Genomic DNA, 15,410 nt, shown 5'->3' with positions numbered 1-15,410 from the left:
GTGGCGTGGGTTTATGCGGCTGAAGCCGCACCTACAGAATGCGCCGGGCCCTTGTTTGCGGCCCAAACCGCACTTCTTTGGCCCCCCGCCCCTGTGGGTGTAGCTGTTTTGCGGTGAGCTGGGAGCCTGTACTTTCCTCCCGTCTGCTCGTGTTCGCCGAAAGGTCTTATGCCTTACACCCATCTACGCAAAGGGCGTTTTTCCGAAGCGGGGCGCGTTTATCTCGTCACCACGGTTACTGAATCACGACGACCTGTGTTTGCCGATTTTCAATCCGCCCGGATAGTCGTACGAACCCTGAAAACCTTGCATGAGCAAGCTTTGGTCAGTTCGCTTGCGTGGGTAGTAATGCCAGATCATCTGCACTGGCTCTTCGAGCTGAGTCAGGAAGTTGAATTGAGCGATGTAATCCGGCACCTGAAGGGCCGGAGTGCAAGGGAAATCAATGCCATCCATGGCACACGCGGCAAGGTTTGGCAGCGCGCATTTCATGATCACGCCGTACGTACCGACGAGGACCTGCAGGGTGTGGCTCGGTACATCGTTGCCAATCCATTGCGCGCAAATCTGGCAAGCGAAATAGGGGCCTATCCGCATTGGGATGCCGCCTGGATTTGACTCTTGGGTAAGAGGGGTTATGCGGCTGAAGCCGCACCTACGAAATACAGGGGCCCGAGGTGGAGTGGGTTTATGCGGCTGAAGCCGCACCTACAGAGACCATCGGGCCGGTGGTTGAGGGGTTTGTAGGGCCGGCTTCAGCCGGCGGGGCCCGTGGTGGAGTGGGCTTGTGCGGCTGAAGCCGCACCTACGAAATACAGGGGCCCGGGTTGGAGTGGGTTTATGCGGCTGAAGCCGCACCTACAGAGATCGTCGGGCCAGTGGTTGAGGGGTTTGTAGGGCCGGCTTCAGCCGGCGGGGCCCGGGTTGGAGTGGGGTTATGCGGCTGAAGCCGCACCTACGAAATACAGGGGCCCGAGGTGGAGTGGGTTTATGCGGCTGAAGCCGCACCTACGAAATACAGGGGCCCGGGGTGGTGCAGGGGTCATGCGGCTAAAGCCGCACCCACGAAACGCGTCGGGCCCTTGTTCGCGGCCCAAGCCGCACCCCCACAGAACGCGTCGTGCCCTTGCTTGCGGCTAAGTTGCACCGATGGGATGCCTCCGGCCGGCTCGCGCTGCACCTCTTCAGGCCATCACGTTGCGTTCTGCCCCGCTGCGGTGCCTGCCACTCGGTCATCCCTTTCCCCAAAGGGCATATCCCCCTAAAAATCAGCAGCTTCCGTTCGCCGGGCTTGAGTCGCGAATAACTTCGAGGCTGTGACATTTTTCGCATTGCAGTGCAAAAAGATCGGGCTCTTTGCGTGAACCGAGAACCACTTCTCACGCATCCGCAACACACCCCCCGTAACATCCGCACAAACCCTGATTACGCACATTGGGCGAGATCAAAGGAGCGTGATGCAGAAGCGATGAGCGTAGCCAGTGTGCATGTTTATTGCTCTGCACAAAGCAACACAGAACAGAAATCAGCACTACCCCCGGGGAACACCATGACTCTCTATATCCGTTGCGCAGTGGTTTGCCTGGCCAGTCTGGGGCTCATGCTCTCTTCTGGCTTCATGGCAGGCCAACAGGATGCACCCAGCACGATCGCAAGCGCCGAGCCGCTTGCTGCCGCTTCGGCTGCTTTGGGGGACACGGCCCTGAGCGATCTGGCCGTGCTCAAGGCTCGTAGCAACTGAGAGGTAACAGCGCCGGGCGGCGGCATTTGGCCCGGCCTTTGCATGGCTTTGAAGGTTTAGCCATCTCCCTGAGCCCAGTGCTCCAGGCTTCTGGCCGATAATCAGGCCTTCACAGCTTTCAGGAAAACGTCGCCATGCTTCAGCCTGTCATCCTTTCTGGTGGTTCCGGCACCCGCCTGTGGCCTGCCTCGCGTGAAACCTACCCCAAGCAGCTGCTGCCGCTGACGGGCCCTGAATCCCTGCTCCAGATCACCGCGTGCCGCCTCGAAGGCTTCGCTGCCGAGATTGCCAAGCCGATCGTCGTCACCAACGAAGAGCACCGCTTCATCATCGCCGAGCAGATGCGCCAGATCGGCAAAGGCTCGGATCGCATCGTGCTGGAGCCTGCCGGCCGCAACACGGCCCCCGCCATGCAGCTCGCCGCGCTGGTCGCCACCCAAGAAGGGGGCGACCCGATCCTGCTCGTGATGCCTGCCGACCAGATCGTCACCAACACCCCCGCCTTCCTCGCCGCCATGGCTGAAGGCCTGCCGCAAGCCGAAGCGGGCGCGCTGGTCACCTTCGGCATCGTGCCGGACCGCCCCGAAACCGGCTACGGCTACCTGCGCACCGGCGAAGTGATGCCCGGTGCAGCCAGCGCCCGCAAGCTCGCCGCCTTCGTCGAAAAGCCCGATGCCGCCCGCGCCGCCGAATACGTCGCCAGTGGCGACTATCTGTGGAACGCCGGCATCTTCATGATGCGCGCCAGCGTCTGGCTCAAAGCCCTCGCCACCCTCCAGCCCGCCATGGCCGCCGCCTGCCAGAGCGCAGTGGAGGGCGCCAAGCGCGATAGCGACTTCATCCGCGTCGACAAAACCGCCTTCATCGCCTGCCCGTCCAACTCCATCGACTACGCCGTGATGGAGCAACTCGGCGCTCATCCCGAACTCGGCCAGCCCGTCGTCGTTCCCATGGACGCCGGCTGGAGCGACGTCGGCGCCTGGGATGCCCTCTGGAGCGTGAGCACCAAGGATGCCGACGGCAACGCCACCCAGGGCGACGTGATGCTCGAATCCACGCAAGATAGCCTCATCTTCGCCCAGAGCCGCCTCGTCGCCACTGTCGGCGTCAAGGATCTGATCGTGGTCGAAACGCCCGATGCCGTGATGGTTGCGGACAAATCCCGCGCTCAGGATGTGAAAAACATCGTCACCCGCATCAAGGCCGAGGGCAAAACCCTCGCTGCCAGCCACCGCAAGGTCTACCGCCCCTGGGGCTGGTACGACAGCATCGACATGGGCCCGCGCTTCCAGGTGAAACGCATCGTCGTCAATCCCGGCGCCACGCTCAGCCTGCAGATGCACCACCACCGCGCCGAACACTGGATCGTTGTTTCCGGCACCGCCGAAGTGGTGAATGGCGAGAAAACCCTGCTGCTCGGCGAGAACGAATCCACCTACATCCCGCTGGGCCATGTGCACCGCCTCGCCAACCCCGGCAAGCTGCCGCTGGAGATCATCGAAGTCCAGTCCGGCTCCTATCTGGGTGAAGACGACATCGTGCGCTTCGAAGATACCTACGGCCGCAAATAATTCCTGCCCGGCAGCGCATGGCCTGCCGGGCCGCAATTTCCAATTTCAGATACTCCGCATAGAAAGAGACAGAGCATGAGCAAAAAAGTCGCCCTCATCACCGGCGTTACCGGCCAGGACGGTTCCTACCTCGCCGAATTCCTGCTCGAAAAGGGCTATGAAGTGCACGGCATCAAGCGCCGAGCCTCGTCTCTGAATACCCAGCGCGTCGATCACATCTACGAAGATCCGCACATCGAGAATGCCCGCTTCAAGCTGCACTACGGCGATCTCTCCGATTCCTCCTGCCTCACCCGCATCCTCAGCGAAGTGCAGCCGGACGAGGTCTACAACCTTGGCGCCCAATCCCACGTAGCCGTGAGCTTCGAAGCCCCCGAATACACCGCCGATGTGGATGCCATGGGCACCCTGCGCCTGCTCGAAGCCATCCGCTTCCTCGGCCTTGAAAAGAAAACCCGCTTCTACCAGGCCTCCACCTCCGAGCTGTATGGCCTGGTGCAAGAAATTCCCCAAAAGGAAACCACCCCCTTCCACCCGCGTAGCCCCTATGCGGTCGCCAAGATGTACGCCTACTGGATCACCGTGAACTACCGCGAAGCCTATGGCATGTACGCGTGTAACGGCATCCTCTTCAACCACGAATCCCCGCGCCGGGGCGAAACCTTCGTCACCCGCAAGATCACCCGTGGCCTCGCCAACATCTCGCAAGGGCTGGAATCCTGCCTCTACATGGGCAACATCGATTCCCTGCGCGATTGGGGCCACGCCAAGGATTACGTGCGCATGCAATGGATGATGCTGCAGCAGGATCAGCCCGATGATTTCGTGATCGCCACCGGTGTGCAATACAGCGTGCGCCAGTTCATTAGCTGGAGCGCCGAGCACCTGGGCGTGAAGCTGCGCTTTGAAGGGCAGGGCGTGGACGAAGTCGGCATTGTTGAAGCCATCACTGGCGACAAAGCCCCGGCCCTCAAGGTGGGCGATGTGATCGTCAAGATCGATCCGCGCTACTTCCGCCCGGCTGAAGTAGAAACCCTGCTCGGCGACCCCAGCAAGGCCAAGCAAAAGCTCGGCTGGACGCCTGAAATCACCGTGCAGGAAATGTGCGAAGAAATGGTCGCCGCCGATCTCGAAGCCGCCCGCCGCCACGCACTCTTGAAGACTCACGGTTTCGACGTATCGGTATCAACCGAACGCTAAACCCCTTACTCGCCACTTCAGCAAACCGAAATGGCGAAGCGCCTCACCGAAGCCCGCGTATCCCACAAAAACGGACCGCGGGCTTCTGCATGAAAGCAGGCCAAACCCTGTAGGTGCGGCTTCAGCCGCACAAGCAGAACGAAACAAATAAACCTGTAGGTGCGGCTTCAGCCGCAAAACCCAAGCAACGAACTCTGTAGGTGCAGCTTCAGCCGCACAAGCAGAACGAAACAAACAAACCCGTAGGTGCGGCTTCAGCCGCAAAACCAGAACGAAAGAAACCAACCCGTAGGTGCGGCTTCAGCCGCAAAAACCCAAGCACCAAACCTGTAACTGCGGCCTCACCCGCACAGGCGAAACGAACCCGCCCCGCCGGGCACGTCGAAACGCGCAACCTGAAACTGAACCACACATGAGCACACAGGAAAAAATCTACGTCGCCGGCCACCGTGGCATGGTGGGCTCCGCCATCGTCCGCCAGCTTCAGGCCCAAGGCCACACCCACATCATCACCCGCACCCACGCCGAGCTGGATCTCACTGATCAGGCTGCCGTGCGCGCCTTCTTCGAAGCCGAAAAACCCACCCAGGTCTACCTGGCTGCAGCCAAGGTCGGCGGCATCTACGCCAACAACACCTACCCGGCCGATTTCATCTATCAAAACCTGATGATCCAGGCCAACATCATCGAATCCGCCTACCGCACCGGCGTACAGAAACTCCTCTTCCTCGGCTCCAGCTGTATCTACCCGCGCGCCGTGCCTCAGCCCATGCGTGAAGATGCCCTCCTCACCGGCACCCTGGAGCCCACCAACGAGCCCTACGCCATCGCCAAGATCGCCGGCATCAAGCTCTGCGAAAGCTACAACCGCCAATACGGCGTGGATTACCGCAGCGTGATGCCCACCAACCTCTATGGCCCCGGCGACAACTACCACCTCGCCAATAGCCATGTGCTGCCCGCCATGATCCGCAAATTCCATCTCGCCAAACTCGCGATGGAAGGCGATCTCGCCGGCATCATCGCCAACGAGCAAAAGCACGGCGAAATCCCGAAAGACATCAAAGCCATGATCGGCCTCGATGCCGAGGCGCCGATTACCGCGTCCTCAGTGATCAGCCCCCGGCCGGCCGTCACCCTCTGGGGCACCGGCACCCCCTACCGCGAATTCCTGCATGTAGACGACATGGCCGCCGCCAGCATTTACGTGATGAATCTGGACGACGCCACCTACGCCGCCAACACCAGTCCGATGTGCAGCCACATCAACGTGGGCTTTGGCTCGGATATCACCATTCGCGATGTGGCCAGCCTCGTTGCCAAGGTGGTGGGTTATCAGGGCCAGATTGAATTCGATGCCACCAAGCCGGACGGCACGCCGCGCAAGCTCATGGATAGCGCGCGATTGAATGCGCTGGGGTGGAAGGCGGCGGTGGAGCTTGAGGAAGGGATCAGGAGCGCGTTCGAAGCGTATCGAGCATGAATGATTCTCGCCAGCACTCAGCGCGCCGAGCAAGTTGCTGCCTACAGGGAGCCTCAAATGCGATTGCGTGGAAATACCGGCCGCACTAGAAGAGATCGGCGCCGTTGGTGCGTCCGACAACAGTAAAAGTATTATGGCTTGAGCCCCTCCCTAGCAATTGGATTGGCTGGATATTTTTTCGTACTGATTTTAATTGAGAGATAAATGAGAGAGCCTTGGATAGATTTTGGTAAATCCCTAGGGATATTACTAGTTGTTGTTGGGCACAATCCTTATGTCTGGCTGCAGCATCCGGAGGTTTACAAAATAATTCTTTCGTTTCATGTGCCGCTGTTTTTTTCTTTATCGGGCGCCACCCTTAACCCTGAGGAATCGCTGAAGTCTGTTTTTGGGCGTGCCGCATCGTTGATTTGGGTTTACGTAGCATGCGCTTTGTTATCACTGCCCTTAGTTGCGGGCAGAGGAGATGCTGCCAACGCATCACTGTTTGATCTATTGCTTGGGATTTTGTATGGAACGGGGCACACGATGCACCCAGGGCCGCTTTGGTTTTTGCCTGCTCTAGCGCTTTGTCTTATTTTTACTTGGGCTGTTTTGCAGTGTTTTAGATTGTACTTGGTGGGTAGGAGTGCTCGGCGTTTCGCCTGCATTGCTGTTTTTGGCTTGTTGGTCGCCACGCTAGGAACGTTCGCCGTTTCACAGTTCGGTTTTCTGATTACTGATAGCTTTGGCTGGGGGAGTTGTAGGTCGAGTGGGTGTTTTTGGAGCTTTGATCTAGTACTAGTCGGATCTGGGTTTGTAATTTTTGGTTATGCGTTAAAGGCGATATTTGCCGCTAATTCAGATTTGGCGAGCTTTAGAGCTTTGTTTGTTATTGGTGTGACGTTTGCGTCATCCTATTTATATTTTTCGCCAAGTGTGGATATTGATAGCCGGAGAATGATTCCACTTGGTGGAGCAGTAGTTGTGGCTGCACTCGGGGTCGCTTTTGTTTTTTCTTTGTTGAAAACAATTCCGGTAAAAAATCGTATTTTTTTGGCTATTGGGTCCGCTACTCTTCCTGTCTTGGCTAGCCACCAATTCATCCAAAAGAAAGTTCTTATTATTTTGTCTGGCGATTTTAATGGAGCAGGATTTTTTGAGTTTGTTATTTCTGTTTTTTGTGCTGTCTTTGTTGCGACCGTGTTCAATGTTTTGATTGCGAAAAAGCGGGTTGTTGGGCAGATTGTCTTTTATCCAAGAGAGTTTTGTTTTTGGAGAAGGTTTTTTAATAAAGGGTGTGTGCGGTGAGCGTAGGAGCAGTGCTTGTTGTGCTTGAACAGGTGTTGTGGGCGTTTTCTGGGCTTTTTTTGTCAGTCTTGCTGTTTAGGTCGACGGGGCGAGCCGATTATGCTTTGTTTGTGACTCTTACTGCCGCCGCTACACTTTTCCAGACGCTCCACAATACATTTGTTATTGAGCCGATGCTGATTGAATTTAGTGACCGCCCGCAGGAGTTTGACTTTATATCGGCCCTAGTTTTTTCTGTTTTTTCTTGGATTTTGTTTTCATTTGTTGTCGCGATGGTTTACCCGGATTGTTTTGAAAACAAAACAATTTTTCTAGAGTTTTCTCTGGTGGGGTGGGCTGTTCCGTTGTTTTGGATGTATCGTCGCTATCAGATGATGAGCGGCGATGGAGCAACGTCTGTTGTGACGACCTTTTGCTTTTGTGCGATTATTATTCTGTCTTCTTTTGTGGCCTATCTCATAGGGTTTCTGGATGCTGCTCTAGCTTTGTTTGTTAACTATGTCTCGGCAATTGTATGTGCGGGAACGGGTTTGTATTTTGGCCGGAAAAAGCTGAAAGCGAAAACAAGGTGGAGTAGCGTTGTTTGTCTTGTAAAAGAAGGGTGGCGGATTGCCCCGTCTTCTCTTTGCATGTGGGTTCAGTCCGGCTTTGTATTTTTAGCCATGCCTTTTTTTTCGTCCCCTGTCGCGCAGGCTATGTTTCGTGCAGAGTACAACATGGTTCTTCCTGTTGCTCAATTTAATTCAACTCTTTCGACGTATTTGCTTAATGCGTTTTCTCTAAATAGATCGAGAGGTGTTTTGGCTGGGTTTGGTAGTGCGAAAGGGCTTCTTGCGGCTGTTTTTTTTGTGAATTTTTTATATTCGATGGCGGTTATATTTTTTGGCGATATTGTTTTCAGGTTTGTTTATTCTTACCCGCTTAGAAGTCCTTTTGCTATTTCTGTTCTTATAGTTTTATGCAACTTTTTTATGTTGTTTATTTTTATTTTTGGGGCGATTTTGAAAGGAGCGGGGGTTGTCCAGGATATGCCTGTTGTAGGCTGGGTGTCTAATTTTTTGATGGTTGTGGCTTCTCTGCTGGTTTTGAAGTCTGGCGGCCTTTACTCTCCTTATTTGGCGATGATTGTTAATTGCGTGGTGCTTTTTTGTTTGTATTTTTTTGCCTTTTTTGTGAGTCATCAAGCAAAAAAATGAGTTTCATTTGATAGGTGAATTTATGCCCGCGCAGCCAAGTTTTTATCAAAAGTCTTTTGTTTGTCTGGTTTTTTTATTTTTGTTGTTGAATTATGGTCTTCAGGTCGTTCAGGTTGCCTTGGTGCCTTTTGGGGAGGTTTTGCTGGCTGTTGGGGCGGTTGTTTTTTTTGGTAGATTGGGCTTGATAGTAGAGTTTGTTTTTGAACGAGAGTTTTTGTTTCTATTGTTTTTTTGGGTTGTTGGTTATTGTCATCTTGTTTTTGATGTTCCTGAGTATGGTTTTTGGGCAATAAGAGACTCAAGTCATCTAATAGAAACTTCGGCGATTTTGTTGGGGTACTGTATTCCTGTTACATGCTTCGCGTGGTTCGCAAGGAAAGCCAAGTGGTTCGGGATGGCTGTTTTGCTCTACGCTGTGCTCTATGTTTTTAGAGATTACGTTTTGCCATTTCTTCCCTCTATGACAACGAGCGCGGGGGCTGAGACGACTATTTTTTCGTATGTTTCTACCGCGTCATTGTTAATGGTGGTGGCTTTTTATTTGATCGTTGGAAAAAATGAAAATGAAGGAGTGTGGCCTGTCGTGATTTTTGGGCTTGTTTTTGCATACACTGTTGTGGTTTTTCAGTCACGAACGACTTATATACAGTTTGCTCTTCTTTCTATCTACGTCGCCTGGAGAAAAAAAGGGGCAGCAGTTTTGATTGCCAGCGCTGTTGCTGCAGGCTTGGCAGGTATTTCTGTTTTGTCTTTATTTGATCTTGAATCGCTGTCAAGACTCGGGGTGCGCTTTGATCTGAGTGTCTTGATGAATCATATTTACGCCATTACAGGCGCCCCCTCAGAGGGTTTTGATGATGCAGCGGCCGGGGTGGGGCATCGCACTGACTGGTGGATAAATATATGGAATGTTGCCGTGAACGATTGGCGCGTTTTTTTGTTTGGTCAGGGTTATGGAGAGCCTTTAATTGATTTTGTTCTGGCCGGGGATGTTGTGGTTAGAGAGCCACACAATTCTTATGTGTCAGCGTTTGGGCGGCTAGGGGTGGTGGGCTTTTTTTTGATTGTTCTGTTGCATTCTTTTTTGTATTTTAGGGGTGCGGTGGTGGTTGGGCGGCTTAAAAGGTGCTCAGGTCAGTTTGAGTCTTATTTGCTTAAATACTGCGACATAACGATTATGACTTTGATCTGTATAACAGCTTTTTCTCTTGGTGAAGACGGGATGGAAAAGCCATTTTTTGCAATACCGTTTTATGTGTTTTTTGGGACTTTCTTTAGAGTCAATGTTTTTTTGGCGAGGGGGCGGGTGTGAAGATTCTATTGTCGGCCTTTGCGTGTGATCCGAAGATGGGGTCTGAGCCGTATGTTGGTTGGAATTGGCTAAAAATATCATCAAATATTGGGCGGGTTTGGGTTGTTACAAGATGGCAGCACAAAAGTAATATTGAAGAAAGGCTTTTGTCTGAGGGGATTAAGGGTGTTCAGGTTTGTTGTTTTGATGTTTTTGGTTTTTCAGGACTCGACCATAGAGCGCCCGGCATAAAGGTTTACTATGTTGCGTGGCAATTTTTTGCGTTTTTATATGCGTTGACGTTGCATGTTAGAAATGGTTTTTGTGTGGCTCATCATGTGACTTATAACGCGATGGACTTTCCCGGGTTGATGTGGCTTTTGCCTCGGTGCAAATTTATTTGGGGCCCCGTGGGTGGTGGGCAAACCCCTCCTGCGATGGCCAAAGGAATTTATGGAAAATCTTGGAGAAAAGAAATAGTCCGTGCGTGGATGAAAGAAGGGGTTCGATTTAACCCGTTTGTGAGGTTGGCGGTTAAGCGCTCATCGCTTGTGATGTTTGCGAATGATGAAACTCGGAGAAGGTTTGATGGTTTTTCTATCCGGAGTGCCGTTAATGTATTAGAGACGGCGGTTCAAGATGCCTCAATTGGTCAAGGGCGAGATATTTCTGCTCGCAATAATATTAACGTTGTTTGGGTTGGGCGGGTTGAGGCGCGAAAGGCTTTGGGTGTCGCACTGGACGCTGTCGAGGAATTTTTGAAAGTAAGGCCTGATATTTCTATTTCTTTAATGGTGGCAGGGGATGGGCCAGACTTAGATTTTTGGAGGGGGAGCGTGAAGGCGCGGCCCGATCTTCAAGCGGTTGTTAGGTTTTTGGGATCTGTTGACTATTCTGAAGTTAGTTCGATTTATAAAAAGTCAGACGTTATGCTTTTTACAAGCGTACAAGATACTTCTGGTAACGTTGTTTTGGAGTCTATGAGTAAAGGCATTCCTGTTGTCGCGATTGATCATCAGGGGGCTGGAGAGATTTTGAGGGCAGGAGGAGGTGTTTTGGTGCCTCTTGGTAGTTATCTTGAGGTCGTCAAAGGGTTTTGTGATGCATTGATTGGTTATGCTGAGGATGCTGACTTGTATCGTCGTCATAGCCTAGAGGCTGTGGGTGTGATGAGGACGAGTTTTACTTGGGAGGCAAAAGAAGCGTTTTTGAAGAGGGTTTATGATGAGATTTAGTCTTAGACAGGCTATTTTTTCAAAAATAAGAGTGCTTTTTTTTAAGCTAAAGTCCCCCGGTTTGGTGGTTGGAGAGAATGTATATATTGGGCGCAGTTGTTCGATTACTTCGATATATTCTCTTTGTGTTGGCAGAGACGTGTACATTGGGAAAAACGTCACGATTGAGGTGGAAGGGTCTATTGGTTCTGGTTGTTTGATTGCAAACAATGTCGGTATTGTGGGCAGAAGGGATCACGATATTAATAGCTCTGGATTGATATTCCATGCACCAACGGTCAGAGAGGTGCGCGCCTTGTCGTTGCACACAAAAATAGAGAGTGGAGTGTGGATTGGGTTTGGAGCGATAATTTTGTCTGGTGTCACCGTTGGCGAAGGTGCTGTTGTTGCGGCCGGGGCCGTAGTCTCGCGCGACGTACCGCGAGGAGCAATAGTCGCGGGTAATCCTGCCAAAGTGGTTGGGTGGAGGAAGGTGGATAATGCTTAGCAGGCTGGTCGTAAATGTTTTAAATGCATATTTGGACGTAGTTGACTGGACTGCAGCCATTGCTCGCATACGTTCATGGGCAACGGAACGCGAGAGCCGCTATGTTTGTATCGTGAATGCGCATTCGGTGGTGACGACTGGTCAGGACGCAGCCTTTGGCAAGGTGATCCGCGAGGCGGATATGGCCACGCCCGACGGCGCACCGGTCGCGTGGATGATGCGCAAGCTGGGGCATCCTGCGCAGGAACGCATCAACGGCCCGGACCTGATGTGGAAATATTGCGAAGCGATTGCCGGGTCAGAAGAGTCGATCTATCTGTTTGGTGGCATGCCCGAAACGCTGGATGTTTTGCAGAAGGTGCTGGCCTTGAAGATGCCGGGCCTGAAGATCGCCGGTGCGTATTCGCCGCCTTTTCGCGCTGCGACCCCTGAGGAGGATGCCGAGATCGTTGAGCGCATCAATGCCTCAGGCGCTGGCACCGTGTGGGTGAGCCTGGGTTGCCCGAAGCAGGAAAAATGGATGGCCGCGCATCGTGGCCGGATCAATGCGGTGATGATCGGAGTGGGCGCGGCTTTTGATTATCACGCGGGCACGATCACTCGGGCACCGCTGTGGATGCAGCGCAATGGCCTGGAGTGGCTGCATCGTTTGTGCTCTGAGCCCCGACGTTTGTGGAAGCGCTATTTCGTGACGAATACGCTGTTTATTCTTGGTGCCGCCAAGCAATTGTTGGGGGTATCCGGGCGTACATGACGCCGCGGCATTGACCTGTGCCCGTTACGGGTAGGGCCGGCTTCAGCCGGCGGGGCCCGAGCTTGAGTTGGGGCACATGCGGCTAAAGCCGCACCTACGGGGCCTATCGGGCTGGGTTGGGTTGTGTAGGGCCGGCTTCAGCCGGCGGGGCCCAGGTTGAGTTGGGGCTTATGCGGCTAAAGCCGCACCTACGGGGCCTATCGGGCTGGGTTTGATTGGTTGGTCGACCTGTGCCGGCGGCGTGCTTCAAAACTGCCCCTTGGGGTGGAGCGATTGTGGTGCGGGTGGGCTGTTTGTGCGCGATTTTGAGGCGCGAGCGCTGTATGAGGCTTGCGTGGGCGTGAATTTCGTCACGAATCGCCCTTTGCCTGTGCATGGCTTGGTTTGTGCTCTGAAGCGTGTCATGGGTGCCGATGCCAATTGACTGGATGTGTGACTTTTGCCCTGTCTGGTGAAAAGTTGAGCCCTGTCAATACGGTGTGATCGGTATACTTCGCAGCGTTTATGGTCCGAATTTGATACAGGGGGATGAAATGTCCGTAATGAACAAGATTTCTGTGCTGGCCTTGGCGCTGGCAACCATGGTGAGCGGCGCAGCTTTCGCGCAGGGCGCTCCGAAGGCCCCCAGCGCTCTGGGTGCCAAGGCGGCCGCTCAAGTGAAGGCTGGCAAGACTGCTCAACAGATCGCCGAGGCGCTTAAGGCTGACGGCGCTGATTCCGGTCAGATTGCTGCGGCTCTGCTGGAAGCTGGCGTGCCGCCGGCTCAGGCTCAGGCCGCGATGGTGAGTGTTGGTGTGCCGGCTCAGGAGGCCTCGACCGCACTGGTGTCTGCGGGCGCTGACCCGGTGGCTGTGGCGGGTGGCCCGACGGCTGCAGGCCCGAACTCTGGCGCCCAGCAGGCTGGCTCGGGTGAAGCTGCAGGCGTTGCTACTGGCAATACCCCGGCCCCGGCCCTGACGAGTTCCGGCAGCAGTGGCGGCGGCGGCGGTTCCAGCCGCATCTGATTCTTCGCGATGCCGCGTAAATGGCAGCTACGGCTGCCATTTTCTTTGGCTGTTTGCGTAGCTGGCGTGTTTTTGTAGGGCCGGCTTCAGCCGGCGGGGCCCGAGGTGCTACGTGGGGCGTGCGGCTGAAGCCGCACCTACAGAAACCATCGGGCTGGTGGTTGAGGGTTTTGTAGGGCCGGCTTCAGCCGGCGGGGCCCGGGGTGTTACGTGGGGTATGCGGCTGAAGCCGCACCTACGGAGATCATCGGGCTGGTGGTTGAGGGTTTTGTAGGGCCGGCTTCAGCCGGCGGGGCCCGGGGTGTTACGTGGGGCGTGCGGCTGAAGCCGCACCTACAGAAACCATCGGACTGGTGGTTGAGGGGTTTGTAGGGCCGGCTTCAGCCGGCGGGGCCCGGGGTGCTACGTGGGGCATGCGGCTGAAGCCGCACCTACAGAAACCATCGGGCTGGTGGTTGAGGGGTTTGTAGGGCCGGCTTCAGCCGGCGGGGTTCGAGGTGTTACGTGGGATATGCGGCTGAAGCCGCACCTACAGAAATCATCGGGCTGGTGGTTAAGGGGTTTGTAGGGCCGGCTTTAGCCGGCGGGGCCCGAGGTATTACGTGGGATATGCGGCTGAAGCCGCACCTACGAAATACATGGGGTCTGGGATGTCACGTGGGAATCACCTGCGGGGCGGGTTTCTGTTTTTGGGTGGATTGATCGGTACCGGATTGCATGGCGGCATGGCTTGAGCGGGTGGAGGGCTGGGCGTTTGTGGCGTTGCTGGGCGTGCTGGCCTGGGCGCCTGTGCCGCTGGCGAGCGCGCGCACCTGGGCGCTGGGGTTTTTGGTGCTGGCTTTGCTGGGTGTGCTGGCGCTGGTGGTGCTGGTGCTGGCTTTGCGCGGTGATTCTGTTTGGGCACGCCTGGGGGCGGGCAAGTGGCCGCTGGGCTGTATCGTGCTTTTCGGGCTGTGGGTGGCTGGGCAGCGTTTGCCCCTGATGGGCAATGCGCCGATTTCTGCGGAGCTTTTCAACAGCCTGCAATACTTGATCCTGACCATGGGCTATGCGGCAGCGTTTGCGCTGGTGCTGCTACTGGTGAATTCGGAGCGGCGGGTGATGTGGCTGGCCGGCACGATTCTGGGGGCTGGGGTGCTGCAGGCTTTGGTGGCGATCGCGCTGTTTGCTTCGCGTGCCGAGCACATTTATCTCTTCATGCCTTACCAGCAAGGCAGCCGGGCGATGGGTACCTTCGCCAATTTCGATCACCTGGCGGGCTATATGCAGTTGTGTATTGCGGCCGGGGTGGGGGTGATGCTGGCGCGCATGGGGGGCTCGGGTACGGCACCGAACAGACGTCAGCGGCTGGTGGCTGTACTTAAGTTCATGCTCTCGGGAAAGATGTTGGTACGCCTGATGCTTGTGATCATGGTGATCGCGCTGGTGCTGACTCGCTCGCGCATGGGTAATGTGGCTTTCTTCTCATCCCTGTTGCTGGTGGGTGGGTTGGGGATGCTGAATAATCCGCGCCTGCGCAAATCGGCTTTCTGGCTGGTGCTGAGCCTGATCGTGGTGGATGTGGTGATTGTGGGGCAGTGGGTGGGGCTGGATCGGGTGGTGCAGCGCCTGCAGAACACGGCGGTGGAAACCGAGCATGCACGGGGTGAGGAAACGCTGGCGCAGCGGGCGGAAACGCCGATACAGGCCTTGGGTATGGTGATGGAGCGGCCTGTGGCGGGGTTTGGTGCAGGCAGTTTCTATACGGTGTTTCCACGCTTCAAGAGCGCGGACAAGGAAGGCTTCTGGCAATACGCGCACAACGACTATGTGCAGATCGCTGCCGAAACGGGTTTTGTGGGGCTCGGGCTGCTGGCGGCGGCGGTGCTGCTGACGATTGGCCGGATTGCGCGTTTGTGGAATGAGCGGGAGTCGCGCCTGAATCGGGGAATGGCGTTTGGTGTGGCGATGGCGATCTGTTGTTTGCTGATCCACAGCTGGGTGGATTTCAACCTGCAGGTCCCTGCTAACGCACTGACTTTTAGCGCTCTTTTGGCTTTGGTTTGGGTATTAGTTCCGCGCCAAGCGGGCAGAAATCAGCGATCATCGGCGTGAGATCTGCAGCGCAGCAAAAAAAGTGATCGCGGCAATGGGATCAACAAAAATTGACTCGGGGGTT

The 15,410-nt window shown here is 55.1% G+C and carries 13 protein-coding genes; all 13 read left to right on the top strand.

All coding sequences use genetic code 11. The features are described from left to right. The first annotated feature begins 168 nt into the window (after positions 1 to 168). The 13 genes from C0V76_RS06565 to C0V76_RS06505 all read left to right on the top strand — a co-directional run bounded on the left by C0V76_RS06565 (position 169) and on the right by C0V76_RS06505 (position 15,346). Positions 169 to 618 (top strand): transposase, encoded by a 450-nt coding sequence (locus C0V76_RS06565; RefSeq protein ID WP_101941557.1) that lies wholly within the window; start codon positions 169 to 171, stop codon positions 616 to 618. A gap of 931 nt (positions 619 to 1,549) precedes the next feature. Next, a complete protein-coding gene (locus C0V76_RS06560; protein WP_101941556.1) occupies positions 1,550 to 1,741 on the top strand; it encodes a hypothetical protein in 192 nt (63 codons plus the stop codon). A gap of 134 nt (positions 1,742 to 1,875) precedes the next feature. Next, positions 1,876 to 3,312 carry a mannose-1-phosphate guanylyltransferase/mannose-6-phosphate isomerase gene (locus C0V76_RS06555; RefSeq protein WP_101941555.1) on the top strand — a complete coding sequence of 479 codons (1,437 nt, stop codon included), beginning with the start codon at positions 1,876 to 1,878 and terminating at the stop codon, positions 3,310 to 3,312. A 75-nt stretch (positions 3,313 to 3,387) separates the two neighbouring features. After that, positions 3,388 to 4,512, top strand: coding sequence for a GDP-mannose 4,6-dehydratase (gene gmd / locus C0V76_RS06550; RefSeq protein WP_101941554.1), 1,125 nt, complete (start codon positions 3,388 to 3,390; stop codon positions 4,510 to 4,512). A 412-nt stretch (positions 4,513 to 4,924) separates the two neighbouring features. Continuing rightward, complete coding sequence (locus tag C0V76_RS06545) at positions 4,925 to 5,995, top strand: GDP-L-fucose synthase (RefSeq protein WP_101941553.1); 1,071 nt, start codon at positions 4,925 to 4,927, stop codon at positions 5,993 to 5,995. Positions 5,996 to 6,199: 204 nt separating this feature from the next. Beyond that, on the top strand, positions 6,200 to 7,285 hold the full coding sequence (locus C0V76_RS06540) for an acyltransferase family protein (protein WP_101941552.1): 1,086 nt from the start codon (positions 6,200 to 6,202) through the stop codon (positions 7,283 to 7,285). Then, the gene (locus C0V76_RS06535; protein ID WP_101941551.1) at positions 7,282 to 8,481 is read left to right on the top strand and encodes a lipopolysaccharide biosynthesis protein; all 1,200 of its coding nucleotides are present in this window, start codon (positions 7,282 to 7,284) and stop codon (positions 8,479 to 8,481) included. Before C0V76_RS06540 ends, C0V76_RS06535 begins: the two co-directional genes overlap by 4 nt. 22 nt (positions 8,482 to 8,503) lie before the next feature. Beyond that, on the top strand, positions 8,504 to 9,793 hold the full coding sequence (locus C0V76_RS06530; RefSeq protein ID WP_101941550.1) for an O-antigen ligase family protein: 1,290 nt from the start codon (positions 8,504 to 8,506) through the stop codon (positions 9,791 to 9,793). Beyond that, positions 9,790 to 11,007 carry a glycosyltransferase family 4 protein gene (locus tag C0V76_RS06525; protein WP_101941549.1) on the top strand — a complete coding sequence of 406 codons (1,218 nt, stop codon included), beginning with the start codon at positions 9,790 to 9,792 and terminating at the stop codon, positions 11,005 to 11,007. Before C0V76_RS06530 ends, C0V76_RS06525 begins: the two co-directional genes overlap by 4 nt. Next, on the top strand, positions 10,994 to 11,494 hold the full coding sequence (locus C0V76_RS20325) for a DapH/DapD/GlmU-related protein (RefSeq protein WP_101941548.1): 501 nt from the start codon (positions 10,994 to 10,996) through the stop codon (positions 11,492 to 11,494). Before C0V76_RS06525 ends, C0V76_RS20325 begins: the two co-directional genes overlap by 14 nt. Positions 11,495 to 11,606: 112 nt before the next feature. Next, positions 11,607 to 12,248 carry a WecB/TagA/CpsF family glycosyltransferase gene (locus C0V76_RS06515; RefSeq protein ID WP_216821666.1) on the top strand — a complete coding sequence of 214 codons (642 nt, stop codon included), beginning with the start codon at positions 11,607 to 11,609 and terminating at the stop codon, positions 12,246 to 12,248. 542 nt (positions 12,249 to 12,790) lie between these two features. Continuing rightward, positions 12,791 to 13,252 (top strand): hypothetical protein, encoded by a 462-nt coding sequence (locus tag C0V76_RS06510; protein ID WP_101941546.1) that lies wholly within the window; start codon positions 12,791 to 12,793, stop codon positions 13,250 to 13,252. 717 nt (positions 13,253 to 13,969) lie between these two features. Further along, positions 13,970 to 15,346: an O-antigen ligase gene (locus C0V76_RS06505; protein WP_101941545.1), complete on the top strand. Its 1,377-nt coding sequence runs from the start codon at positions 13,970 to 13,972 to the stop codon at positions 15,344 to 15,346. Positions 15,347 to 15,410: the final 64 nt, after the last annotated feature.

Source organism: Uliginosibacterium sp. TH139 (assembly GCF_002855595.1).
Lineage (GTDB): Bacteria > Pseudomonadota > Gammaproteobacteria > Burkholderiales > Rhodocyclaceae > Uliginosibacterium > Uliginosibacterium aquaticum.
The sequence above is the reverse complement of the archived record's forward strand: the minus strand, read 5'-3'. Positions and strand labels throughout refer to the sequence as shown.